At 63.9% G+C, this 24,381-nt stretch carries 25 protein-coding genes; 13 read left to right on the forward strand and 12 right to left on the reverse strand.

The features are described from left to right. Nucleotides 1-2: 2 nt before the first annotated feature. Nucleotides 3-1,598 carry a Mu transposase C-terminal domain-containing protein gene (locus ACWPWT_RS20295; protein WP_454281077.1) on the reverse strand — a complete coding sequence of 532 codons (1,596 nt, stop codon included), beginning with the start codon at nucleotides 1,596-1,598 and terminating at the stop codon, nucleotides 3-5. Nucleotides 1,599-1,929: 331 nt separating this feature from the next. Between ACWPWT_RS20295 and ACWPWT_RS20300 the strand changes: the two genes are divergently transcribed. Together ACWPWT_RS20300 and ACWPWT_RS20305 are read left to right on the forward strand one after the other, a co-directional pair. After that, on the forward strand, nucleotides 1,930-2,574 hold the full coding sequence (locus ACWPWT_RS20300; RefSeq protein WP_043061326.1) for a hypothetical protein: 645 nt from the start codon (nucleotides 1,930-1,932) through the stop codon (nucleotides 2,572-2,574). 50 nt (nucleotides 2,575-2,624) lie between these two features. After that, nucleotides 2,625-3,221, forward strand: a complete 597-nt coding sequence (locus tag ACWPWT_RS20305) for a hypothetical protein (RefSeq protein WP_426257268.1) — start codon at nucleotides 2,625-2,627, stop codon at nucleotides 3,219-3,221. 275 nt (nucleotides 3,222-3,496) lie between these two features. Here the strand turns inward: ACWPWT_RS20305 and ACWPWT_RS20310 are convergent, their stop codons facing one another. Beyond that, nucleotides 3,497-3,826: an SMR family transporter gene (locus ACWPWT_RS20310; RefSeq protein WP_066675293.1), complete on the reverse strand. Its 330-nt coding sequence runs from the start codon at nucleotides 3,824-3,826 to the stop codon at nucleotides 3,497-3,499. 410 nt (nucleotides 3,827-4,236) lie between these two features. Here ACWPWT_RS20310 and ACWPWT_RS20315 point away from each other — a divergent pair, with 410 nt between their 5' ends. After that, nucleotides 4,237-6,075, forward strand: coding sequence for a TonB-dependent receptor plug domain-containing protein (locus ACWPWT_RS20315; protein ID WP_231729948.1), 1,839 nt, complete (start codon nucleotides 4,237-4,239; stop codon nucleotides 6,073-6,075). A gap of 77 nt (nucleotides 6,076-6,152) precedes the next feature. On the opposite strand, the gene ACWPWT_RS20320 is transcribed toward ACWPWT_RS20315, so the two are convergent. Continuing rightward, complete coding sequence (locus ACWPWT_RS20320) at nucleotides 6,153-6,809, reverse strand: cation transporter (RefSeq protein WP_066675301.1); 657 nt, start codon at nucleotides 6,807-6,809, stop codon at nucleotides 6,153-6,155. 64 nt (nucleotides 6,810-6,873) lie between these two features. Here ACWPWT_RS20320 and ACWPWT_RS20325 point away from each other — a divergent pair, with 64 nt between their 5' ends. Continuing rightward, entirely contained in the window at nucleotides 6,874-7,278 is a 405-nt protein-coding gene (locus tag ACWPWT_RS20325; protein ID WP_066675305.1) for a MerR family transcriptional regulator, read from the forward strand. 326 nt (nucleotides 7,279-7,604) lie between these two features. Here the strand turns inward: ACWPWT_RS20325 and ACWPWT_RS20330 are convergent, their stop codons facing one another. The 7 genes from ACWPWT_RS20330 to ACWPWT_RS20360 all read right to left on the reverse strand — a co-directional run bounded on the left by ACWPWT_RS20330 (nucleotide 7,605) and on the right by ACWPWT_RS20360 (nucleotide 14,827). Then, entirely contained in the window at nucleotides 7,605-7,973 is a 369-nt protein-coding gene (locus ACWPWT_RS20330) for a hypothetical protein (RefSeq protein WP_010409068.1), read from the reverse strand. Next, nucleotides 7,970-10,078 carry a site-specific integrase gene (locus tag ACWPWT_RS20335; protein ID WP_048939652.1) on the reverse strand — a complete coding sequence of 703 codons (2,109 nt, stop codon included), beginning with the start codon at nucleotides 10,076-10,078 and terminating at the stop codon, nucleotides 7,970-7,972. The genes ACWPWT_RS20330 and ACWPWT_RS20335 overlap by 4 nt, the downstream gene beginning before the upstream one ends. 2 nt (nucleotides 10,079-10,080) lie before the next feature. Beyond that, nucleotides 10,081-11,745 carry a hypothetical protein gene (locus ACWPWT_RS20340; RefSeq protein ID WP_048939653.1) on the reverse strand — a complete coding sequence of 555 codons (1,665 nt, stop codon included), beginning with the start codon at nucleotides 11,743-11,745 and terminating at the stop codon, nucleotides 10,081-10,083. Between the two features lie 110 nt (nucleotides 11,746-11,855). Continuing rightward, nucleotides 11,856-13,208 (reverse strand): tyrosine-type recombinase/integrase, encoded by a 1,353-nt coding sequence (locus tag ACWPWT_RS20345; RefSeq protein ID WP_037522502.1) that lies wholly within the window; start codon nucleotides 13,206-13,208, stop codon nucleotides 11,856-11,858. A gap of 157 nt (nucleotides 13,209-13,365) precedes the next feature. Next, nucleotides 13,366-13,743 carry a hypothetical protein gene (locus ACWPWT_RS20350; RefSeq protein ID WP_454281078.1) on the reverse strand — a complete coding sequence of 126 codons (378 nt, stop codon included), beginning with the start codon at nucleotides 13,741-13,743 and terminating at the stop codon, nucleotides 13,366-13,368. Nucleotides 13,744-13,870: 127 nt separating this feature from the next. Continuing rightward, nucleotides 13,871-14,302 (reverse strand): hypothetical protein, encoded by a 432-nt coding sequence (locus ACWPWT_RS20355; RefSeq protein WP_043061325.1) that lies wholly within the window; start codon nucleotides 14,300-14,302, stop codon nucleotides 13,871-13,873. Nucleotides 14,303-14,662: 360 nt separating this feature from the next. Next, nucleotides 14,663-14,827 carry a hypothetical protein gene (locus ACWPWT_RS20360; RefSeq protein ID WP_157846251.1) on the reverse strand — a complete coding sequence of 55 codons (165 nt, stop codon included), beginning with the start codon at nucleotides 14,825-14,827 and terminating at the stop codon, nucleotides 14,663-14,665. 618 nt (nucleotides 14,828-15,445) lie between these two features. Between ACWPWT_RS20360 and ACWPWT_RS20365 the strand changes: the two genes are divergently transcribed. From ACWPWT_RS20365 to ACWPWT_RS20400, 8 genes are all read left to right on the forward strand, one after another. Further along, nucleotides 15,446-16,405: a DUF2493 domain-containing protein gene (locus ACWPWT_RS20365; RefSeq protein ID WP_052814255.1), complete on the forward strand. Its 960-nt coding sequence runs from the start codon at nucleotides 15,446-15,448 to the stop codon at nucleotides 16,403-16,405. A gap of 237 nt (nucleotides 16,406-16,642) precedes the next feature. Beyond that, nucleotides 16,643-17,140: a MucR family transcriptional regulator gene (locus ACWPWT_RS20370; protein WP_043061324.1), complete on the forward strand. Its 498-nt coding sequence runs from the start codon at nucleotides 16,643-16,645 to the stop codon at nucleotides 17,138-17,140. An 887-nt stretch (nucleotides 17,141-18,027) separates the two neighbouring features. Next, entirely contained in the window at nucleotides 18,028-18,435 is a 408-nt protein-coding gene (locus tag ACWPWT_RS20375; protein ID WP_043061323.1) for a single-stranded DNA-binding protein, read from the forward strand. Nucleotides 18,436-18,655: 220 nt separating this feature from the next. Then, nucleotides 18,656-18,832, forward strand: a complete 177-nt coding sequence (locus ACWPWT_RS20380; RefSeq protein WP_156477747.1) for a hypothetical protein — start codon at nucleotides 18,656-18,658, stop codon at nucleotides 18,830-18,832. A gap of 10 nt (nucleotides 18,833-18,842) precedes the next feature. Then, nucleotides 18,843-19,775, forward strand: a complete 933-nt coding sequence (locus tag ACWPWT_RS20385) for a hypothetical protein (RefSeq protein WP_454281079.1) — start codon at nucleotides 18,843-18,845, stop codon at nucleotides 19,773-19,775. After that, nucleotides 19,775-20,239, forward strand: a complete 465-nt coding sequence (locus ACWPWT_RS20390; RefSeq protein ID WP_043061321.1) for a hypothetical protein — start codon at nucleotides 19,775-19,777, stop codon at nucleotides 20,237-20,239. Before ACWPWT_RS20385 ends, ACWPWT_RS20390 begins: the two co-directional genes overlap by 1 nt. A gap of 638 nt (nucleotides 20,240-20,877) precedes the next feature. Beyond that, entirely contained in the window at nucleotides 20,878-21,042 is a 165-nt protein-coding gene (locus ACWPWT_RS20395; RefSeq protein ID WP_165800937.1) for a hypothetical protein, read from the forward strand. 133 nt (nucleotides 21,043-21,175) lie between these two features. Beyond that, nucleotides 21,176-21,367: a hypothetical protein gene (locus tag ACWPWT_RS20400; RefSeq protein WP_043061320.1), complete on the forward strand. Its 192-nt coding sequence runs from the start codon at nucleotides 21,176-21,178 to the stop codon at nucleotides 21,365-21,367. Nucleotides 21,368-21,380: 13 nt separating this feature from the next. On the opposite strand, the gene ACWPWT_RS20405 is transcribed toward ACWPWT_RS20400, so the two are convergent. Together ACWPWT_RS20405 and ACWPWT_RS20410 are read right to left on the reverse strand one after the other, a co-directional pair. Next, nucleotides 21,381-22,034 (reverse strand): SOS response-associated peptidase, encoded by a 654-nt coding sequence (locus tag ACWPWT_RS20405; protein WP_052814254.1) that lies wholly within the window; start codon nucleotides 22,032-22,034, stop codon nucleotides 21,381-21,383. Between the two features lie 12 nt (nucleotides 22,035-22,046). Then, entirely contained in the window at nucleotides 22,047-22,373 is a 327-nt protein-coding gene (locus tag ACWPWT_RS20410) for a hypothetical protein (protein WP_043061319.1), read from the reverse strand. A 265-nt stretch (nucleotides 22,374-22,638) separates the two neighbouring features. On the opposite strand from ACWPWT_RS20410, the gene ACWPWT_RS20415 reads away from it, so the two are divergent. Then, the gene (locus ACWPWT_RS20415) at nucleotides 22,639-23,031 is read left to right on the forward strand and encodes a DUF3768 domain-containing protein (RefSeq protein WP_061780325.1); all 393 of its coding nucleotides are present in this window, start codon (nucleotides 22,639-22,641) and stop codon (nucleotides 23,029-23,031) included. The last annotated feature ends 1,350 nt before the right edge of the window (nucleotides 23,032-24,381 follow it).

A 24,381-nucleotide genomic window follows, 5' to 3' on the forward strand; every position in this document is an offset into this window, starting at 1 on the left:
GCTCACCACTCCTCTACATCGAAAGGCTCGGATGATGCCGTGCCATCGACCGCTCGCACAGGCCAAGGCGAAGCAGGTTCGCTCAACCGTGGGGCGGGATCGGTGATGACACGCAGCCCAAGCCGGCGGGCCTGATTGCGCCGGGTCGTGCGCGTCGCGGTTCGCGCTTGGACCTCGATCTCACGCATCTCCTCGATCCCGGCGAACAGTATGCCTTCGTCTATCTCACTTTGCCGTTGGCGACGCAGGCGGGATCGGGCGAGACGGTGTTCCCATAGCGAGACGGGTGGCCGGGAAAGTTCACGGTAGCCGACTTCGAGATAGCCACCGTCGTCGGGGTCGTGGACATAGATGCGGCTGAGGTCGCGGGGATCGCGGCGGATGAGTATGCGCCGGGGTGGTCCGTCCCGTTCAATCCAGGGCTTCAGCGCATCCGAAAAATAGTGGATGTGGTCGATCACTACCCCGTCGCGCCGCAAGGTCCGCCGGACCACAGGCAGAAAGTCGATCAGGAACGCGCGCGGATCACGCGGCGACGGCGGTGCCAGTCCTTCGGTGGCAAGGGCGCGCACGCCTTCCTGATAGCGTTGTAATGGGGCTTCGCCGTCCAACCCGGCATGGGGACGCAGATGGTAGAGCTTGGCGATTGCGACGGCCAACCATCGTTCCAGCTCGGCGAGCGTCAGGCACGCGGCCTTGTCGCTGTCGTAGCGTCCACGCTGCATGACGTTGGAGAAGGTCGTGCCGGGCAGGCCATGCACCAACTCCATCAGCGTGCCGATCACCCGTTCCACGACACCACCGACCTGCGGTCGCCCGAATGGTCGCCAGTCGATCGTGATGTCGTGCTGGGCGCAGCCGCGTTCCAGAGCTTCGGAGTGGAACTCGGCGGCATTGTCCACGCCGATCTGCCGGGGGCGTCCCATCACCGGCCAGTCCGCATCGACCCCGATAGCTGTCAGCCACGACCGCTTGTCCGACGCGACATGCGCCAGGCACAGCCCGACGCTGGTAGCGGACGGTGCTTCCAGCGTCACGAGGAGGCCGGCGATGCAGCGGCTGAACACGTCGATTGCGACCGTCACCCAGGGGCGGCCGATCGGGCGGCGCTCGATCGGATCGACCAGGATGAGGTCCACTGGCGTATGGTCTATCTGCACCACGTCGAGCGGCGCCTGGGCGGTCACGGTCGATCCCAGCACCGCTTCCGGAACAGCCACGTCACCGCGTCTACGCCGCTCTTCCTGCGACAAAGCCGCGATCCTGCGCCGGACGGTACTCGCCGATGGCGGGCGCACATGCTGGTCGCGGGCGCGCCGGCGAACCTCGACCACGATCTTCTCGGCCGACAGCCGCTGCGGCGTCAGGTACAGTTCGGCTACGGCATCGCGGATCAGGGCCTCGCGGCGCTCCTCGATCCGCCTCTTGCCGCGCCCGCCATCCGATCCGCTGCTGACCAGCGTGGTTACCGTACCGCCGCCCTCGCGGCATTTTCGGAGCAAGCGGTAAACCTGACGCTCGGACACGCCCAAGACGACTGCGGCTGCGCGGGCCTGCTCGCGGGGACAGGCCGGCAGCGCCGCCAGTGGCCGAAGCACCGCCGCACGTCGCTCTGCCTCCTGCCATGACGGCCCGGGAACGAGGCTCAGGTCCGAAGCTGCTTCCGCCAACTGCCGACCTCCACTTCGAGGGAAGTGCAAGCTGCTGACATCGACTCCGATCACCAGCGACGCCGAGTGTGACAAACGCCGGCCCCGCTTAGCAAGCGTTCATTCGGCTTTCGCTGACATTGGCTTCGAAAACTGACAGCCCCCGCGTTTGCGCGCCGTCTCACGCTGTCGATCGGGGCGCTTCCGCCATCGTTGGAGGCTGCCGCCTGACCCTCTTGCCGATGCAATCGCCGGTCGCATCCGGCGTCAGGAGAACGATATGCCTGAACTGGTCATCACCCGGGTCTTCCGACCGGCGGAACTTGAGCCGCCAGCCCGCGACACCGCGCGTGCCTGGGCGCGCCATCACCTGGTTCCCGACGATTGGCATGAGAGCGTCTTCGAAGACTTCGAGAACGTGTGCGCCATCGTCGGCGTCGAGATCGCGACCCGCCCGGTCCGGCTCTACGGAGGAGGAACCCGGGCGGCGCCGCGCATCCTTTTTTCCGGCTTCGCCAGTCAGGGCGACGGCGCGAGTTTCGAAGGCGAGTATCGGTACGCGCGCGGGTCGAGCGCCGCCATTCGCTCCTATGCGCCTGTCGACCCTGAACTTCACCGCATCGTCGACGCGCTCGCCGCCATCCAGCGCCGCAACCTGTATCAGTTGCAAGGCACCATCCGGCAGACGGGTCGCTACTGTCACGAATATTCGATGACGATCAGCGTCGAACGTGACGGCCCGAACGGACAAGATGGGACCCCGACTGCTGAGGACGATGTCACGGAGGCGCTTCGTGACCTTGCGCGCTGGCTTTATCGCCGGCTCGAAGCCGAATACGACTTCCAGACCGCCGATCATCAGGTCGACGCGGCGCTCGAGGCGAACGACGTCACCTTCACGGCAGCTGGAGCAAAGTTCCCATGACCCGGCCACCTGTCGTCGTGGCATGGGGTGCCGGTGTCGACTCGACCGCGATGATCATCGAACTCGCCGGGCGAGAGGAGCCGATCGACATGGTCCTGTTCGCCGATCCGGGCTCGGAGAAGCGCGGCACCTATGCCTTCATTCCGCTCTTTCGTGCCTGGATGGCCGAGCGTGGCATCGCATCGGAGATCGTTCGCTATCAGCCGCGCAACTTCAAGCATTGGCCGCCCTATGCAACGATCGCCGAGAACATGCTGACCAACGCAACGCTCCCGTCGGTGGTCTTCAATCGGGGATCCTGTTCACAGAAGTGGAAGGCAAGCGCCCAGGATGCTTGGACTGCGGACTGGGAGCCTGCACGGCGATGTTGGGACGCTGGCGAACGCGTGATCAAGATGATCGGATACGACGCGTCGCCGCGGGACACGCAGCGCTACGCACACGCCGTGGAGTGCGAGGATCCGCGCTATGCCTATCGCTATCCACTGCGCGAATGGGGATGGGATCGTTCGGCATGCGAGCGACGGATCGCTGCCGCCGGTTTGCCATTGCCACCGAAGTCGAGCTGCATCCTGTTATGTTTGCAGATGGTGTCTCGTCTCACCGCAACCCTTTATTTATGGGCTACAAAATTATCCGCCGTTTGAGACGATCCGAGGCCATTGAAGCGCTCGGGACAGTTGCAAAGCGCTACTGCACTTTGCAACTGTCCCGAGCGCAACCGCCGAAGGCGGTGCGACTCGTCGCGGCGGCATCCGGAATGACTTTGCTGAGCGGAAGAAACTGACTTGCCATTGCCCGTCGGGACTTGCTGATGCGGCCTTGATCGTTGCGCCGACAGATTGGGAAATGTCTGTTACGCGCCCATTCCGGTCGCTCAGCCGATGCACCGCAATCCCCGGAAGCTGCCGACCCCGACCGATCAGTGAGCAGCAGTCTGCGAGAACACGTTCATCACGATGACACCAGTCACGATCAAACCCATTCCCGCCATTGCCGGTAAGTCCAGCTTTTGCCCCTGAATGATCCAGGCAACGGCTGCGATCAATACGATGCCGCAGCCCGACCAAATTGCGTAAGCTATCCCGGTGGGAATGGTCTTCAATGTCAGCGACAGGCAGTAGAAAGCCACGATGTACGAGAGGGCAGTGAGAAGGCTGGGCGCTAGTTTGGTGAAACCTTCGCTCTGCTTCATGAAAGTTGTGCCGATCACTTCAGACACAATCGCCACCGCGAGTAGGACGTAATTCATGTGCGCTCCGTTTTTCCATCGGAAAGCACGGCCCTGTCATAACAAGGCGTCTTCCCGACATGGTCAGGTTTACGCCGCGGCAGGGAAGAACCCACGATATGCGGGCGCAGGAGACACCACCCTGCTACTCTATTCGCGGCGCCCCCTGATAACTGTTCCTGCTTGGCCTGTCACGCTGCCTTCTGAAGGTCATCATCGGCTGCGCGGCTTACACAAGGCTGCCGGTGTTACCGTCAGGAGAATGTCCGGGCCTACGCGCGCTCCCGACGCAATGCGCACCGTCCCGGACGTTTCAACGGCCAATAGCAGATCCTGAAAACCGTTCTTGACCCTGTAGTCGCTACAGGTCTTATGGAGCCTTCCGTACCCGGCGTCAGATGTCGGGCAGGAACGGGGGCAATGTGAGTTTGATGGTTCGTGCCGGCAGGGTCTGTGTCGGGAGCAGCGCGCTGGTTATTGCAACCATGATGGCCGGTACAGCCTATGCGCAAGCACAGGTCCAGGCCGACCACACAGAGGAGGCTGAGACCGAGATTGTGGTCCAGGCGACACGGACGGGGCGCAGGGTTCAGGACGAACCGATCCGTGTCGATGTCATCAATCGCGAGGAGATTGAAGAAAAGCTCCTCATGCGCCCCGGCAACATCGCCATGCTCGTCAGCGAGACGCCGGGCGTGCGGGTTCAGACCACATCGCCCGCGCTAGGCGCGGCCAATGTCCGCATCCAAGGCCTCAAGGGCCGCTACACGCAGATCCTGGCCGACGGATTGCCCCTCTATGGTGGGCAGACACCCTCCATTGGTCTGCTGCAAATCCCGCCCACCGATCTTGGCCAGGTGGAGATCATCAAGGGCGCGGCATCGGCGCTCTACGGTCCCTCAGCACTGGGCGGCGTCATCAATTTGGTGTCGCGTCGTCCGGCCAGCGAGTCGCAAGGCGAACTCCTGCTCAATGCTACCAGTCGTGACGGACAGGATGTGACGGGGTATGTCGCCGCGCCGCTCAGCAGCGTGTTCAGTGCCTCGGTCACCGCTGGCTATGACCGTCAAAGCCGACAGGATCTGAACGATGACGGCTGGGCCGACATGCCCGGCTATGAGCGCTTCACAGTCCGGCCCCGTCTGTTTGTCAACACTGCCGATGGGACCAAAGCCTTGGTCACTTTCGGCGCGATGGCGGAGCAGCGCGACGGCGGAACGATGCCGGAAGCCAATGCGCCGGACGGATCGCCGTTCGCGCAGACGCTGCACAGCCGGCGCTACGACCTCGGCCTCACGGCCGAAACACCGCTGGAAGGCATCGGCACGCTGCGTTTGCGCGCGTCCGGCGTTACCCAATCGCATCGCCATGTCTTCGGCAAGACAGTGGAGAATGACCGCCACCGCACGGCATTCGCTGAGGCCTCGCTCGGCGGCAAGGCAGGCGAGACGACATGGCTGGCAGGCGCTGCGATCCAGTTGGACGACTATCGGTCCAAAGCGTTCTCAGCCTTCGATTACAGTTATACCGTGCCCGCGCTTTTCGTGCAGGGTGAGCAGGAACTGGCCGACCGGCTGACCCTGGCGGGGAGCCTGCGCTGGGATGCGCATAGCGACTATGGCTCACATGTCAGCCCGCGCCTTTCCGCGCTCTATCGCCCTGGGCCCTGGACGATCCGTGCGTCGCTGGGACGCGGCTTCTACGCGCCGACACCGTTTGTCGAGGAGACAGAGGCCAATGGCCTTGCGCGCCTTCTGCCTTATGGAAAGCTCAAAGCGGAGTTTGCCAACAGCGGGTCGATCGACTTCGGCTACGCCAGCGGACCGTTCGAAGCGAACTTCAACCTGTTTGCCTCGAGCATTGACCATGCCCAACAGTTGCAGACGGTGGACGCGGATCATGTCACGCTCATCAATGCCGATGGCGTCACGCGGACGCGCGGCGCCGAAGTGCTGCTACGTTATCGCTGGCAGGCTCTGTCTCTGACCGGCAGCTACGTGCATGTCGCCGCGAATGAACCCGATCTCGATGGCTCTGGTCGGCGGATCGTACCACTGACGCCCCGAGACAGCGCGGGCCTTGTCGGAATGTGGGAGAAGGAAGGGCGTGGCCGTTTCGGGATCGAGGCATACTATACCGGACGACAATCCCTACCGGACGCAAAGCAGGTCCTATGTCCAGCTCGGCGCTATGGGCGAAGTGATATTGGGCAAGGTCAGCCTGTTCCTCAATGCCGAAAACCTGCTCAATGTGCGGCAGACGAAATATGACCGGCTGCTCCTGCCGCGTCGCGCACCGGCGGGGGCATGGACGGTCGATGCCTGGGCACCGACCGACGGGTTTGTCCTCAACGGAGGGGTGCGGATTCGCTTCGGCGGAGAATAGGCCTGCTCCTCAGTTCACCGCGCGCCTGGTGGATGATCTGCCATCCGCCGGACAGCGCGAGCGCGGCCATGATTGCTGCGACAGCGATGTCCGGCCAGCCCGTGCCGGTGCCGAACACGCCCAGCGCTGCGGCGACCACGGCGATATTGCCGATCGCATCGTTGCGCGAGCAGATCCAGACCGAGCGCCGGTTGGCGTCACCCGCGCGGTGACGCCAGAGCATCGCGGCGCAGGCAAGGTTCGCGACCATTGCGATCACGCCCACGATCCCCATGGTCTCAGCAGCTGGAACTATGCCCTGCGTCGCCATCCAGATCGTGTTGCCCAGCACCCAAATCCCGAACAACAGAATCGATACGCCCTTGGCCATAGCCGCCCGCGCTCGCCACGCCAGCGCCATGCCCGCGACGCCGAGGCTGATCGCGTAGTTGGCAGCGTCGCCCAGGAAGTCGAGCGCATCGGCCTTGAGCGATGCAGACCCGGCAGTGACACCGGCGACAATCTCCACGCCAAACATGACCGCGTTGATCACAAGCGCGATCCATAACACGCGCCGCCATGCCGCATCGTTCAGCTTTTCGGTATTGTCCTGTGATCCGCCGCAGCATCCGCCGGCCATATGCATCTCCTGTTTCGGTGATGACAGGCTATATAGGGCCTGTAGCAACTACAGGGTCAAGGGTATGGCATTCACGATCGGCGATATGGGCAAGGCTACGGCCACGAAGATCGAGACGATCCGCTATTATGAGAAAATCGGCCTGCTGCCTAAGCCGGCGCGGACAACGAGCAACTACCGGGACTATGGGCAGGCGGAACTTGGCCGACTGTCCTTCATCCGCCGGGCCCGCGACCTCGGGTTTTCGCTCGATCAGGTCCGTGCGCTGTTAAGCATCTCGGGCGACCGCAGCTGCGATTGCGCCGGTATCGACCGGATCGCCAAAGAGCACCTACTTGAAGTTGACCGCAAGCTCTCGGACCTTGCGGCGCTTCGCAAAGAGCTGAAGGCGGTAATTGATTCCTGCGATGGCGGCATCGTTGCGGATTGCCGTATTATCGAAGCATTGGGGCCTGCATCGCCAGCCTAAGAATGGCAGTTGTTTGCCTTCCGCGGTCCATACCTGCCGTTCTCCTTACGGCCAATCGCGGTCATTTACATGCGAGATACCCATTCAAGCTGCTGGTCGCAGGCGGGCCGTTGATTGAGGGAATTCTTCGTCGAGTGATGGGCCCAACCAAAATCCATCAAGCGTTGTGCAGGGGAGGATCAGTGCTGCGCAAGCGGGGAGGGTTTTACACTGAACCTGCCTTCAATGCGTAGCCCGCCCGTGGCGGTCTCGCGTCGCCATGTAGCGTAGAGCGAATTGAGCGTGCAACGTGGCGTCGATTGTAATGTCCTCAGGACTTGCTCGCATCATGAGTCGGCCGGCCGTGGTTTTGGCAGCATTGAGCGCAATTGCCGGAGTTCCGCGTCTTTGGCTTCCAACGCAGCCTCCAGCATGATGATACGATTGAGCAACTGGTTGATCACGTTTCGCAGCTCGGCCTTGCCGCTCGTGCTTTGTGGTTTAGCCTTCGGCGGCTTCGGAGCTTCATCGAACAAAGCGAGAAGTTTGGAGCATCGATAGGCCGTCGCTCGACTGACCCCCGCCTCGCGCGCAACATTGGTTATGCTCAGCTTGCCATTCGTCGCGGTGCCTTTGCCGTCGCGCAAGCGGTTATAGGCGTCAAGCAGCGCGACGGTGGCTTGCGATTTCCGGGGAGGGTTCGCTTTCGTCGTCATCGTTCGACCTGTTCCAGCAACTGCCTGTAAATATCGATCTGTGCCTCAATGGCGTGTTTCTGGATCGGGCTGATGTTCTTGCCATTTTTCATGGTCTCGGCATCTGCGATGCATGATTGCAGAGCCAGCACATGCCGCCTCGCCACCACGCTGTTCGGACAACGAGCAGGCTGGCACCTCGTAAATGCCGGCTGCGCCTCAGCTCCTTTCACCTTCAAGCAGAGGGCGTGGTCGGCATAGAAGAAGCAGTCGTTGATATAACCCGGATGAAGCGTGACGGCGGTGTTCGAGAGCATTTTTGCGCGGCGCCGATCATCAACGACCGTGCCGGGCAGATCTCCGATCTTGTTTCTGATGCTTGTAAATTCGGCGACGAGTTTCGATCGCATGGGGCCGCCTGGATTGATCCCTGCCTTCCAGTCCTCGTACATCTCGACGATATCGCTGAGCTGAGCGAGGCGACGTTCCTCTTCGATCTCCGAACGGAAGCCGGATTGGGAAGTGCCCGCATAGCCTTCGAACATCATGGCGCTCGCGTGCCCATATTGTATCATGCCCGCGATCACGCCGAAGGGCTGACTGGCGATGTACCATGCAAGGGTGCGGCGGAGCTGACGCGTGCGCCACCGCCAGGGTTCATCACCCTCGTCCGGGATATGATAAAGTGCCAGTATGCGGTCGGCTTCGGCGGGCGCCGCCGCTGCCATTTCTTCGGCGAGCCGGCGACACTCTTTGGCAAAGTAATTCAGGTATACGGTCGATTGATGCGCCGTAAGCTGGACATTGCCCACCCCCCGAATCAAGGCCGGTTTGAACAGGGGCTCATCATCTCGCGGCGCTTCCGTTCGATCGGCGCTGTTGTGTAGATAGTCCTGCAACCGTATTGCTGCCAATACGGCCCTGGCAACAGGCTCTATCACGGTCCAGCGATGTTCAGCGCCGTCGACGTTTTTACGGGTTTTGAAGATTCTTCCGACGAGTTCGTAGCCCTTAACCTTCCCATGTTCGTCGCGCATGAGTCTGAGGCAACCACGCTTGAGCGCGGCCGCTTCCTCGCCGCGCATTCCTGATAATAGGCCGATTACGAGATAGCACGCGGCTATCGCCGGTATGAAGGTATAACGGCTGCTGAAGCTGGGAAGATGCGACCGCCACGCAATGTTTGTTCCTGGCATGCTGGCCCAACCACTGCTTGCGCCTGGGCGCTCGGTTCCGAGTTGCGAGATTGCCTTCTCGAGCATAGCTGAGCGTGCCTTCAGCACTGCCACGCCGAGGCCGCTGGCCTTGCAGATTTCTGGCCACGCGGGTCGACCATCTTGGGTCGCCGGTACTCCAGAGCCCGATGCTTCAAGCGCATCCAAATAAGCGCGCAGGCGCTGGTCGCTTAGTTTCGGTGACACTCTCTGCCGACGCGCGGCGATGTTGATGCCAGCTATACGATGTCGGGCGATAAGATCGTCGATCCCATGATGGACGTAGAACATGGCCCACCGCAACGCCGGCGCGCTAATGGCTTCCGGTATTCGCGGTGTGACATTTTCTCGGCCACCCCGGTATCCCGCGATCCTAGTCGCTGAACGGTTACCCCAAGGAGCTATCTCGATTCCCCGGAACGACAGGGAGGGCGTATAGAGCGCAAGTCGCCGTACGCAGAGGATCTTGTAGACAAGAGTTGCCGGTGCGAGGTGCCGCTTCGCGGACAGCCACTGATCCAGCCAAGGCTGATCGATCTCGTGGAGTCGAAGTCCGGCTTCCCGCACTTCTTGTAGAAAATGCCGGATTATATTGCCGACCTGCATCAGCGAACCAGGTTTCAGGACGCCGAGGCGGCCGCGCACATTGTCTCGGGAGTCGTAGTTTAAAGACAGGAACAGGTATTCTCGTATGAGCTCCCGCTCATCAGCATCGGCGATCCGACCGAAGCAGATACAGGCTTCATGGGCCTTTGTCGGCCGCGCGATGGCACATTCGAGCAGCCACTTATCGTCCCCGACCAGAGAGATATTCTGCTGCTCACGGCCACTCACGACCATCTGGGGCGGAATCACCAATGCCGAACGGTCAATCCGCCAAGATGCTTCGGCACGTTCCAGAACCCGACGCATGTTCAGCCCCGCTGAAGATGTGGCGGCAGCGCTGGCGCCACAGCGGCATTTTCCGCCGTGGACCGAGCCTGTTCGATATCGCCAGCGTCGAACACGGGGAGTATCTGTACCATAATTCGATTATGGTCGGCGCTGTAGCGCTCGTGCCACTCCGCTTCCGTCATGACGGCGCGCCGTTCAGCTAGCCATGTCAGATAGGTCAGCAATGCAGGCAGTTTTCGTGCGGTGAACACTGCATTCGAGCAATGGAGGCAGCCGGTGAACGCGGTGGCGCAGGAGCCGTTGTCGTTCCGCCCAAGAGGGCTCGACCAAAAGCCGGAACACATGCCAAGGAACGTATCGGCATCGCCTGAGACCAACGACGCGACCGCGCCTGCGTCGAGCTTTTGGTTTCCGATCGAGAGGCCGGATGCGAGCGCGCTGACTTCCTCCTTCGGTGGCAGGACCAACGGCATCATCGCCATGTCGAACAGTTGACCTTCAGCGACCGCTACCGAGCGTGCATGCTCTTCTCGAAGCCCGTCCACCGCGGCATAATGCCGAGCGGCAACTGGCTTCGAGTGATCGCTCGCGAAGCGCCGAAGGTGGCCTGTGTGGCGCAAGTAATTGTCCCGCTTCACCGTCTTCCTTAGCCGGGCGGGAACGATCTTGGTTATCGGCTTGCCCGCTTCGTCGACGAGCCCAAGGCTCCTGATCGCGGCATAGAAGTTGTGGGTAGAAAGGCTGAACCGACGCCAGCTCGGCAGTCCGGCTGCAACGAAGCCCACCCACAGGTAATCCGCATTCGGGTCCCCTCGATCGGCCATTCGCTCGGCGGCGGGTCGGGATAGTTCGAGGGCAAGGCGAACGAGTCCGCCGGGCGTATTAATTCCACCATCACGCACGCGTTCGCGCTTGATCTTCGCGCGGGGGCCGCCTCGTCCCTTTGTGTATTCAATGGAGACGTACCCTCTCGCGGGGTTCTTCAGGCAGTCGCGCCGCAGGGTCCGCAGGCATTCTATCGGCATTTCGACCCGGAGCGCGATGGCGATGATGAAGCAGATCGCATCAGGCAGGGTCAGAACGAGAAGATCGCTGGCCGCGGCGATGGCAACCTTGCGATATTTGAACATGTCGAACTCGCTTCGAGCGGGGCGCGTGCCGTCGGCGACCCTCAGGAACACATTCTCAAAGCGGCTCCTCTCCGGCTTGTTTCGCAAAGCTTCGATCTGCTCGCGGCCCGACAAGATCCTTTCGCGTGTAGCTACCACGCTGCGATCAGCGGCGTCTTTCAGGACGCGAGCGACGAACGGTGTCAACGGTTCGCGGGGCCGTAATGCCGTTCCGTTGTGCCGGCTCGTGAAGTTGATCCGCGCCTTCAGATCCGGACGAAGCAGATCAGGGTTTCGTTCGTCTATCGCGCGAAGGCCGTGAACAAGGCAACGGAACCGGGAGTATTGACCCCGAACGTCGCAGGCATCGATGTCAGCGGCCGTGATCACGCGAAGCCCCCCGTTGAGGCGCCCGCTGGAGGACAGATGTTTCCCGAGCGGGATCCAGCTCTGTCGATACTGTTCGACACTCGGGACGGCCAGGCCGGCGAACAGCTCGTTCATCATCGGCCCAAGGTACAAGGCAAGATCGCGACCCAGGCCTTCGTTCCCCACCTCGTGCAGCAACCAGGTCATTTCGCGCCCGACACCGTCACGATGATGATAGGCTACGATCGCGTCGGCTCGCGGCTCCTCATCCTGCTGCGGAGGTAAATCGCGGAACGAGAGGCGAGGGCGACCCACTGCTAGAAGAAGCCCATCAGACGAGAGTCCAGCGCCTCGGCCGCCTGATCTACGATTTCGAAGGCTTCATCGAGGTAGGTGAGATATTTTTCAGTGGTCAGGACGCTGGCGTGACCCAGCCATCGCTGGACCCGGCGCAAGGGGTCGCTGACAACCTTCATGTAGATTTCCTCGGTTCGATCCGGGACAGATCGATCGTCGAGCCTCATCACTTCCGCTTTGACGAGGTGTGTAAGCCAGTAGACGGCAAAGGTATGCCGGAGGGTATGGGGCGATACGTGTAGGTCCCAGCCCATGTCCTCCGACAACTTCTTGCTGGTACGCCGGAATATCGACTGCCATGCCGCGGGGGTGAGGGCTTGGCCGTCCTGCGCCAGCCACAATGCTGCCGGCTGCGCACTTTCCAATGGTGCGCCCGATCCGGGCAGCAATAGGAGGTTGCGTCGTTCGTCGATGCGCAGAGTCGCCAGTGATCGAGGGCGCCGCTCGCCCTTGATCAAAACGCGTTGCCCGCCTGCAAGCGTGCCGATGAGCGGCTGCCGCATGGTCCGGACCCCACCCGCGCGTCGCCAGCGATCGACCAACTGGCTCCGCTCCTCGCGAATATAAGCGTCGATGAAGTTACTGGCTACCCGCCTCGGGAACGGCACTGATCGAGGTTTGCGCCCTTTGGTGATTCTGGCGGGCAGGTCGATCATGGTGCTGCGACAGCCGTGAAAGACGCGGGCGTTCGTCGTCGGAAGCTCACCGATCAGAAGGCTTGCGCCTTCTTCGAGCCTAACCCCTGTCGTCACAAGCAGCTCGGCGAACGCGGCATCGCGCATCGGATTCCGCCGGTGAGTGATGCCGTTCGCGTAACCCCCACCGAGCAGGCCTTGGTCTCGGAACAGAACGTAATCCTCGAGCGGGATCATGCGGATCGTATCTTCGGCAACCGCGCCATCACGGCGGAATCTGGTTTTCGGCGCAACTGATATCAGTCCTGCGTCCTCGCTGGCGGCCCATTGATAGAACCGCGTTAGCGCCGCAGAGGTGCGCTTCCAAGACGATCCCGATAGTCGGAGCTCGCCCGGCCCTTCGAGCCGAAGGCTGCGATATTTCCCTACGTCGGCACTCGATGCGTCGAGTAACGACTTTGAACGCGCATCCCGCAGGTAACGGGCAAAGACCTGAAGATCTCGAGCATAGTGGCCTGCGCTGGCAAGGGACACGCCATCGGATCGCAGGAACGTGATGAACGAATTGACTTCTACAACGGGGCTTCCGTCGGAATGAAGGAGAGAAGGGAGATTTGTTTCGGGTAAGTATTTGATTGCGTCCTGCTTTATGGAGTCATCAAGCGCAGGCCGGATCATCGTCCCATCAAGAAGTATAGGCTCGACGCCGAGCCAAGGATCGAACGGGAAAAGATGCACTGAACCCTCGACATGACACTGGGCGTTTCCATTTTATTGCCCCGACCCGATCGATAATGGGACAATATCCTTATCCCGTCAAAGGGAATGGATCGTCTCAATGGCGACATAATTCTTCTGCGGCAGCATCAAGGCCGACGAGGTGATGGAACTCGCCATCCCGGAACTGCGGATCATCGTTCTCATGGAAGCGCGGGCGAAGCCCCGGCTGCGCAATGTCGACGGGCTCTGGCGGCGTCCCGTGCTCGGTCGTCGTGGAGCAACGCCGCGCCCCGGCAGCATCACCGAGTTCATTCGTGAGCGCGGCTTGCTGCCGCCCGACGAGATCGACCGGATCATTGGCGAAGCACCGACGGACCTCATCGCCTTTCAAGAAGCGCAGGCCGCCCTCCCCGTCGACGAGCGTGTCCCGATCGGCAATTGGCTTGAGGACTTCAATCGTGCCGCCGACGCGCTCCGCGAGCGCTCGCCTCAAGGCGGTTGTCCTGTCCCTAGGAGAGCAACTGGGGCGATCGGGGACGCATCGTGTCTCACTTATGCCGTCGGCCAAGGGTGAGCACTCCCATCAGCCAGGTCGCTTGCGCCGCGCCCTGCGCTGACCGTTACGCATTCATCGGGCGCTCGACCTCGCCTGCGGCATGGCGGATCGTCGCGCTCCAGCCATCGATGATGGACCCCATTGCCGGGTCCTCTACCGCTGACACATCGCCGAACAGCGCGAGCAACCGGCCGAATTCGTCGAGTGCGACGATATCGTTGCGTGCCAATAGGGTGCCGACAATCGTCAAGGCACCGCCCATCGCACGGCGCAGCGCGGATTCACCCGGCATGATCGCTGCGGCAACGGCGATCTGCGTGGGGTCATCCGCTACGTCGACATCGATGCACGCCATCGCGCGCTCAAGATAGACGCTTGCGGATCTCGCTCCGGCTTCGAGCAGAAGCGACTGTGCTTCTTGAAGCAGGTGCTGCACCCTGGCGCGCCGCAGCGCTGTATCGTCCTGTCCGGCCTCGTGACCGTTGGTGTCGTCCAACACACTCTCCGCGTCCCAGCGTTGAGCGCGAGATCGGCGTGTCCGTGAAGCGCGCCAATTCGGCCCAAATACAGGGTCGGGGAAATATCGCGTGCCTGGCAGGCAGACGCACGGCGAGGTCGACGCTCACGCGCCGCCCTGCATGGTCAGCAGACCCTCACTCACGAGGTTTCCACGCCCCGACCTGCGTCTCCACAAGTTACATCAGGCTAAGGGAGATCGTCCGGTAATGCCAGCAGCCGCTACTCCAGCCTCGGGACGTCGGTCGCCGTGCATCTATCGCACGATCCGCAGTGAGGCAGCATCGTTGCGCCCCTGCGACGTTCAGGTAAGCCTTGTGCCCGCCATCGGCCCCGTGGTTCACCGCCGTACCTGCGAGCCGACTTGCAGTGACGGCTCGATCGACGCGCCCAAGTCTTTTCGCTCATTCGCCTCCGCGTCCCAGCGTTCGAACGGACCGCCCTTGGTGCCGCCCGGATCGGGGTTGCGCGCGGTCGCGTAGCGGCCCGATTTGGGAGAGATCACGAGGTCCGCGTAAGCACGAACGGCGCGGGCAACAGGGCTGATCGTCGGCGCACTAGCGGGGCTGTGCCGCGCGCGCCGGCATGCGTCTGCTCTTTTGTCGCGGCTCGCCCTTACGGTCGAAGGGATCTCCCACCGTCGCCACTCGCTGTCGGGTCGGGAGCACGCCGACCGAGGATCTGGCGGGGCGGACCCCGCAGTGATGTGTAGTTCTATCCGCAGCCACTCTCGCTGACGCAGCAGGAGCAAGAGGGCCCAGGCGGCCAGTCACCTCGCTAGGTCGCGACGATGCCGGGGAGATGCTCCTACCGGACGCGACATGGCGCGGCATCGCTGGCCAGTCGTGGCGATGACGTCGAAGGGGATCGTGACGAGCATCCTTTCGCGGACCTTCCGCGTGCGCCCTTTTCGCCGGAGGGATGCGGCACATAGGCCCCCGCGATCCCCCCGCAACCCGCGAAAGCCGGGCCGTGTTGCCGCGTACCGCGGCTGCCCGCGCCACCCCGACTTTCGCGGGTTCCCCGCCGCGAAGCGGCGGTGCGTCGGGCTCTGCTGCGGCGTCCCAGGAGGTGCGCATCCGGCGGAAAAGGCCGCCGGCCTCTGCAATGAAAGGCTGTCGCCATGACTACTTCCCTCGCCGCGGCGCTCGCCGCTCTCGAACTGGGCCACCTCGAGCCGCGCTCCGACGAACTGCCCGGGATGGCACCGCCCCCGAGCGAGGCCCTCGATCAGACCACGACAGCGATCTGGAGCGACCTCTTCGCGACCCTCTTCAACACGTCCCTGGAGCGCGACATCGAGGAATTGGGCTGGGGCCTGGTGAACCTGTTCCACCGCGCGGCCGCGAAGAAGCACGCCACCATCGATCGTCTTACCGACGAGATCAGACTGCTGATCGCCGAGCAGGACGGCTCCGAGATCAACAGCACGAACCTTGAGGAGAAGGTCGAGCTCGCGAAGAAGATCGAGGAGGCGGCCGGCTGCTACGAGCAGATGCGCGACACTGCCGCGGCGCATTACATGCGCGAGACCGGTCGATCCTGGGTGCCCGCCACCGGCAATCGCATCTCACTGGGGGTTACCTCGGCAATCGTCGATGGTCAGGCGTTCTTGCGCGCGCGGCGTGAGCGCGTCCGCGATGCCAACACCGCGGTCGGAACCCCCGTCGTCTTCGCCGGCGGCCGGCTGACGTTCACCTGCGACGGGGACATGAAGACGTTCGGCGACAATCTCCTGCGCACGCTCAACGCCGTCCGCGAGCGGGTCGGGGACATGTACCTCGTCCATGGCGGCGACATGAAGGGGATCGAGCGCATCGCGGCGTCCTGGGCCGAGCAGCACGGCGTCCAGCAGGTTCGATTCGGTCTCGACCGCAAGCTCGGCGATCGCGCCGGTTTTCGTCGCAACGAGCAGATGCTGTCGCTCCGCCCGCGCTATCTCATCGCCTTTCAGGGCAATGGCGTGACCGAGCGCCTCGTCATCGATGCCAAGAAAGCGGGCGTCCGCGTCGTCGACCGCCGGGGACCGCTCGGGACGCCCCCGGCCGCGCTCGATCAGAAGCGCGAGGTCAGTCGCGCCTGATCGACGACGGGACCGCCGGTGCGCCGGCGGTCCTCGCTATGAGGGGGCTGGTCCCCATTTCCTGGCGGTGTCCGGCAGCCTTGGCGTTTCGCTTTTCCGCGATCGACATCGCATCGCACGCAACAGCGGTTATCAGCGGTTATCAGTGGCACGTCGCTGCACCAATGCTATTATCTCTTCCGAGCGCGCTGCGTGATCGTCGCATCCACCCTGTGGTGGACGACGGAAAGGGACAGGATGACCGAGACTGTGAACACGATCGAACTCGCCACCGAAGTGACCGCAGCCTGGCTATCGAACCCGAACACGCGCGCCGATCCGGAGGCCGTGCCCGCCTTTCTGACAGCGATTTACGCGTCGATCACGCAATTGGTCAGCGGCGAAGCCTCAGAGGACGCCGTCGAAGTCACTGCGGTCGATCACGCTCCTGCCGTCACCGTGCGCAAATCCCTGGCCTCACCCGATCGCATCATCTCGATGATCGACGGAAAGCCCTATCGGACCTTGCGCCGGCACCTCTCCACGCACGGCCTGACCCCGGATGAGTATCGCGCACGCTACAAGCTGAAGCCCGACTATCCGATGGTCGCGCCCGCCTACAGCGAGGCGCGGCGTGCCATGGCGAAGAAGATCGGCCTCGGTCGCAAGCCCAAGACACCGGCCGAGACGACCGCGGCGTCGGCCGTGCCGGCGCGCAAGCCCCGCCGCGCGAAGGGCGCCGTCACGCCGGCCTGATTGCGGACGGCGGGCGCGAGCGCGCCATCGGCCGGTTGGTTGTCGCCCCTCGACACGCGCCGACCGGTTCGGCCGCGCGATCGAGCCGTTCATCGGATCAGGGGATCGTCGAGCGGAGGTCGCCTGCCCGACCGCTCGGCGAACCCGGGTCCGGGTATTGAGGTCTGCTCGCAACTGATCGGCGGGGCTCATAGGAGAGACCGGGCTGCCGCCGACGTCGGAGAAGCCGGCGTCGCGTGGGGTCGGCACCAGGCTTCCCACCCCCTGTCGAGAGGAGGTATCAGACGTCCGCGTTCGTTGCTCGATCGCCCCAGGCTGCGCGGAGCGTCGTTGTATAGGGAACATTCTCGACTTCGGGCGCGGTTCGGCCAAGGCGCGTATGCCTGTGGCGTTGGGAGGGTCGGTGTCGCAGCCGCGCCCCCCTGCTCGCCCCTGACGTCCCCTGTCGGCAACGTGCCTCGACATGCATTGGTATGAAGGATGATGGTGCTGCTCCGGTTCGGCCCGCAACCGTTCGATCGCTCCAGCCCTCGATGCGATTGCAGCGCAGGTCAGTGGGGGAACGACGATCGAAGGTGCCGCCCGAATCCGGGGCGGGGGTGGCAGCGAGGTCGCAGGCCGGATGCGGTTTCACGAATATCGTGGTTCCGCTCGACTGCCTGAAGAGGGTCCATCCCCTCTCCTCACTGAACGACCTAAGCCGGCCGTCCATCGGCTCCAACCCGCATGGCTTCGGACCGAGTTGCCGCTTCGCGGCTGCCCGCACCACTCCTCGCCATGGGGTTTCCCTTCGCGTCTGCGCGCTCCGGTGGAGCCACCGGCCTGGCCGTCTTTGACGGTGTTCAGCCGAGGGAACGAACCCTCGAGCAGGACAAAGGAACCTCGACATGCAGAACCTCGTCATCCTCGCCGGCAACGTCGGCGCCGCCCCCGAGACCCGCACCACCCAGGGCGGCACCAAGATCACCAGCTTCAGCCTCGCGACCTCGCGGCCGAAGCGCGACAGTGAGGGCAAGGTCCTCAAGGAAAACGGCCGCCGACTCGAGGATACCGAATGGCACCGGATCACCTGCTTCAACGGTGTCGCCAAGACCGTCGCCGAATATGTCGAGAAGGGCCAGAAGGTGATGGTGCGCGGTCGGATCCACTACACCCGCTGGACCGACCAACAGGACATCGAGCGGTTCGGCGTCGAAATTATCGCCGACGAGGTCACCTTCCTCTCCTACGGCAAGTCCCGCCAGCAGCAGCAGGGCGCCGCGCAGGACAATGAGGACGACGACATCCCCTTCTGATCGGGGCGGGCGGCCCGGGAGCTTCGGCTCCCGGGCTCTTTCGTGCTGCCTCGCGCCAGGCATCCCTTCCTAACCTTTGTCGGTTGAGACACGATGCCCAAGTGGCAGGTCGAAGGACCGTGCTCGCGCCGATGACGTGATCCCGCACTCTACCTTTTTACCGTTTCGAGCGTTATGTTGACCACAAGCGGCCAAGACCCCTCGGCCGGGAGATGATGCAATGCTCGTCACGAACGTCAGGCAGCAGCGCGCGATCGGTCGCGCAGCCGCCGCCGCGGGTGGCTATTTCCAGCTCGCTCGGCGCCTGTCGCAGGCGCAGACCGAACGCACCCGTCGCGAAGGCACCGCAGTCGACGCGCCCCAGGCGGTAACCAATAACGAGACCACGCGACGCTGAACGTCTCGCATTGAGCCTCACCTTTTCCCTTCTTACCGCACTGCTGTGGCTGCTCCCGGGCATCACCGGGCTTATCTTCTGGGACAATCTGGGCCGACGCCACGGCGTACGACGGCCCGATCAACCGCTTACCGCGCTCAACAGCCTCGCGCTGGCGGGTGGCATCAGCCTCGCGGCGCATCTGTTCGGTGCGATCGTATGCGACGGGATCGTCGCAATTCTCAGCGGGCCCGAACGACCTGGGCTGGTCTCGCCTTATCGCGTCGTCGCCGGTTTGATGATCCGCCCGACCTCAGGTCCCAATGCCCGCGACCTCGGCCCGGGCGAGCCGCTCGGCCTGATCGAGTTTGCCTTCATCCTCATCTTTCTGTCCTATCTCGTCGCCGTCATGATCCGGCACAGGGGATTGGCGCTGGTGCTCGACGGGCTCGACAGCCACACCCAGGGCTGGGCATTCCAGCACATCATCGATCCGACGAACCATGGCTATTTCCAGCTCGCCTATGTCCTCACCGACGCGGTCGAAGACGGTCGCGGCCTCGGCTACGCGGGAGGGATCGCCGATATCCGTCTGTCGGACGACGGCGAGATCAAGGCGCTGACCCTGTCGGAGCCCAATCGCTTCATCTACATGATCGGCGGCAAACCCAAGGAGAAGGGTCATCTCAGCTTGCCGCGCAGCTGGGGCTCGATGATGCGGCGCGACGATGCGGGCGCGTCGGTCGCTGCCGGACTGGTGGTGGAGGAGGCAAAGCCGGTTGGCGGCGCCATCTACCTCCCCGCCGCGCGTATCCGAAACATGCTGGTGCTGAACTATTCAGAGCAGGCGCTGACCTCCGTCCTTCCTGACGCAGATCCCGCTCCCGCACCGCCCCCGCCTGTCGGCAAGCGCGAACGTGCCCGCGCTGCCGTGGCACAGGGCTTGTCCTGGCTGCTGCGCTGATGCGTTTCGATCCTGCCTTCCTTGCAGCGCTTCCCGACGATGCGCGGCTCATCGCCATCGGCATCGGCGTGTTGCTGCTGCCCCACCTCATCGCCGGACTATTCTGGTCGGCGATCCTGCGTCTCAAGCTGATGGTGCCGGCGGGGATTGTCGGCCTTCTCGCCGCGCAGGGCCTCGCGGTCACGATGACGAGCGGCCTGGGTTGGTTCGGAGGCGCAACCGGCATGGGCCGGACAGCACTCTGCAGCCTGCTCTGGCTGCTGCTGACGCTCATCATCCTGAACGTGCTCGCCGCTGTCGCCACCCGCTACGCGACGCCGCTTGAGTTCGATGGCCGCGTCATCGCGCCGGCCCGCTTCTGGCCTACCGGTCCGCTCGACTGGGTTTTGCGTCAGGAGGAGACGGTCAAGAATGCCACCTACGTCCCGCCGAGCGCGCAGCCGCCGCGCGAGGGCTTCGACTGATCGATGCTTTGCAGGCGGGTGGGGCACCCATGCCGGCGGTACCCCCTCCCCTTGCCCGGTGCGAAGGATCAGTATCCGACCTCGACCGGCAACGCACCGCAGGTATGACGCTGCTGTTCCAGTCCCCGTAGCAGAACACATCGTCGACGTCTCCCGGCTGTCGCCGGGACCGCCGCTCTATTCCGCTTGACGCTCCACCGAGCCCCTGACGGGTCTCGGCCCATCCGGGTGACGATCAGCTGACGAAGGCAGTGGCGCACAACGGGGCCGATCGCAGGCAACCGGCGCGCTGTGCCTGTCGAGCGCAATAGGATCGCTGGCGCATAGCACTGGTCTTGCCATCGCGGCACGCGGAGTGGGCGCGCGAGGAAAGGGAGCGACCGGATCGCCGACGTGGTGAACGTCGAGGGCGGCCCAGTGCTTCAGCCACGACGCTCCCGGCCGACGAGGTTCACCCCGCTCTTGGAGGCGCAATCCTTGGGCCGGTGCGGGTCCTTGTACGATCAACCCGTGAAGGGTCCGGGCGCTTCGCTACGGCTTTTTGCCGTGCCGGCGAAAAGTGATCGCGGCCCCTCCCCGTCCTGTCGGGCGCCTGTCGAGCGGGGATGAACCCCGTCGGCTTCACAGGAGCCTCGGACATGTTCAACGACATCTGGATCGCCCGCAAATCCGCCCTCAGCCTCGCCCGCAGCCTCATGGTCGCCACCATGGTCATCGCCATCGGCACCCAATACGCCGTCATCACCGCCGAAGATCACGACAGCTCGCACATCATCGTCAACGAATACGACCCTTTTGCCTGACATCCCGGGGGCTGAAAGGCCCCCCTCCCCTCCCCGTCTCGACCAAGGGCCCGGGCGGGCATCGAACCCGCCCGGGCCCGGTGGAGCGGTTCACCGGCTCACCAGATCCGCTGATCCCGGCTATCGTCGCGCGATGGCGCACGAGCTCGATGACATCGCCGCGCAAACCGAATGCCCGGCGTGCGGTCGGACACTCAACATCGCGTTCAAGACGCTTCGCCTCGCGCGGACGATCGATTGTCCGGGATGCGACGAGACGATCCGACCGATCGACGATACCCCCATCGCCCGCGTGCAGAAGCTGATCGACGAGGCCGACGGCTGACCACCTGACGGCCTCAGAGCAGGCCGCCGGTGACCTCGTGAAACGGCCGGATGCTATAGAGATCGGCGGGCTCGGTCGTCAGCAGGTCATCGACCGGCGCCTCCAGATCGAGCCAACGCGCCCAATCCTCCTGCCGCAACACAACCGGCGCGCGGTCATGGAGATCACTCAGCGCGCCCGGCGGCTGCGTCACCATCGTGAAGCTCTCGATCTCGCCCGCGTCCTGCGTCCTCGCCCGATCCCACAGGCCGGCGAAGCAGATCGGTGCGCCGTCCCGCGGAGCGACGTAGAATTTGGGTTTCGGCTTGCCCTCCCCCTTCCACTCGACCCACCCTTCGGCAGCGATGAGGCAGCGGCGTCGCTTGAAGGCATCGCGAAACGACGGCGCCGTCTTCACGCCCTCGGCACGGGCATTGAACGTCGCAGCCTTCCAGCCGCTGACCGGCCCCTTATGGAAGAAGGGGATCAATCCCCAGCGCATCCAGGTCAGCGCAACCCCGTCCTCCTGCGCGCGCAAGACGACCGCGCGATTGGTGGGACGAACCTCGGGCTGCGGCTCCAGATTGGGTGCCTGATGACGCTCGGGAAAGCGTACGGGGATGCGCGTCTCGTAGAACTCCTCGCAGACTTGATCGAAGCCCTTGGTGCGGCGGTAGTTGGTGCACATCGCTGTGGGCCGTCAACCGAGCGCGGTACGGACCGGTGGCAACGTCGCGAAGCTCCCGAGCAACGCCGGATCGCGCAGCAGCGCCGTCCAGGCCTGCCCGTAGGTCCGCGATGCGAGATAGAAGGTCGAGCCCGCACAGCCGACCATTCGGCAGCGCTCCAGCTTGTCGACCAGCGAATAGCCCACGCCATGGCGGGCAACGATGTCGTCGAGGTCGACGCGCAGTATCGTCCCGCAGACCGCGCAGCGTACGCGAACGAGCGCGTTCATCCGACGCATCTCGCCGACGTTTTCCAGCCAGCGGGGCCACAGGGCGATGATGTCGGCGCCGGTCTCCATCGATGAAGGATAGCGGGTCGGCTCCGCTTTCGTCCAGCATGGTGGGGCGGCTTGGCAGGGCGGCCCCCTACTCTCTTCCGGCGATCATCCGGGACTTTCCTGGCGCGCACGTCCTCGCCGAGGCGCAGCCCGGCGCAAGCCCGCTGGCGCGGGCTTCTCCACTGCCGTTTCGACCCTTCGGGTGCGCCGGGCGGCTATGCCCCGGCGGTCCTGCCGCGTGTCGAAAGGCCCCGATCACCGGGGCTCGAGCGTCAAGGAGACCGTCATGTCCGATGCCACCCCCCGGCCTGCAAGTACCGCCGATGCCGCCAGCGCGATCGCGCGCCTCAACGACCGGCTGCGCGATCACATCACCCAGCCCGGCACCGACCGGGTCATGATGACCAGCGGGATCGCCGAACTGATCGGCGACGTTGGCATCTTCCGCAACTTCCGCAAGCGCGCCGAACTCCTCCGAGCGATCCGGGGCTATGACGCCTTCACGCGCGCGAACGACCCTTATGGCGAACACGACCTCGGCACGTTCGACTTTGAAGGCGCAGCCTGCATGTGGAAGATCGACTATTACAACGCCGACCTGTCCGCCGGCTCGGAAGACCCCTCAGACCCATCCGTGACGGTACGCGTCCTGACGATCATGCGCGCCGACGAGCGCTGATCGGTCGGGCTCCGGCGGTCCTGCCGCCGGGGTCCGGTGCTGGCAGCGCGCCCAGTGCGTCCGATCCGGCGAGAGGCGCCAGGCCGAGGATCGCGATGGTCAGGGGAGCTGTCGCCATCGATCATGGTGACCCACGCAGCGATGCCGTGACCGCGCTCGGTCAACCCGGCGAAGCTGCACCTGCACGGCCGCGTCATATCGGGGCCGTCTTGGGCTCGTTACCTCGTTGGGGCATGTCGCTTGCTCGCGGATCGCCGCGTCCAACGGGAAGAAAAGAAGAGGCTGTCGTCGACGTCTCCCCAGTGTGACGGCCGGCCGGGGTCGGCGTCAAGGATGCGCGGTTCCCCCAATTCTCCCGGCCCGTTCCGCTGGCGCTCCAGGGCCGAGACAATCGGCTCCCCCACGCCCCGCTCGCGCGGCTGCTGGCGCAGTCCTGGACCCCGGCCCCAACCGACCGTCCAGCGGCACCTCGTCTTCACTCGAACAGACGGAGGCTTTCCATGCATGACCAATCGGCTCGTATCCAGGCGTGGCGTTCGGACCTGGCGGCAATCAATCGGGAGCTCGATGCGGCATCCCCCCTCCCCCGGCCATCAAAGGCCAAGCGTCGCCGCAATCCCAAGCCGCTCTGGGAGGAGTGAGCCGTCAGACCTTGAGGGGGGATCCTCGCGATTTTCTCTCCCTGTCGTCGGTCTCTAGGCGATCGCGGCGGGCGCTGGCCCAAGGGAGAAGGCTTCTTCAAGAGATACCACAGAATAGCGGGACAATGGCGGGTTGCGCCGCGGTGCAGCCGTTCGGTAAGGATGAGGCGCCTGCGGAGACGCGGGCCGGGGCGTGGAAACCCCGAAGAGTGAGAGCCGGTTCGATTGACCGGGTGGCGGACGCGTATGTCCAGGCCGCCCGGCTAAAGGCGTTCGCGCCAAGCTCACTCTTGGTTTCCAACACCCGGTTCCGAAGCGACGGCGTGCCCCGCGGGGCACGCCGCCGGCTTCCTGGCCGCCGGCTGCACGGAGCAGAGGTGTAGTGGCAAAGCGGCCGCGCGACATCGAGGTCGAAATTGTGCGGCGGCACCTGCCGAGCGTTCGTCAGCTTCTTTCGGCGCATCTTTGGCTCGCAAAGTCGGCGCGCATGACGCGGCATCGCATTTGGGCGACCTCCCCTTGTCAACCCTGCCGAGCTTGGATGGCCTCTGGATCCGGCGCGGCCAAAGCTATCGGCCGTCGTTTCCGGCCGACGCAACGCTGCTGGTGGGCGACGCCATTCTGCGATCGGCGTCGTATGTCTGGCTGGTGTGCGGCTAGATGGTCAGGGCGACCGTTGGTTATTGCCTGGGCGCAGCGACCATTCCGG

Source organism: Sphingomonas sp. Marseille-Q8236 (genome assembly GCF_965112005.1).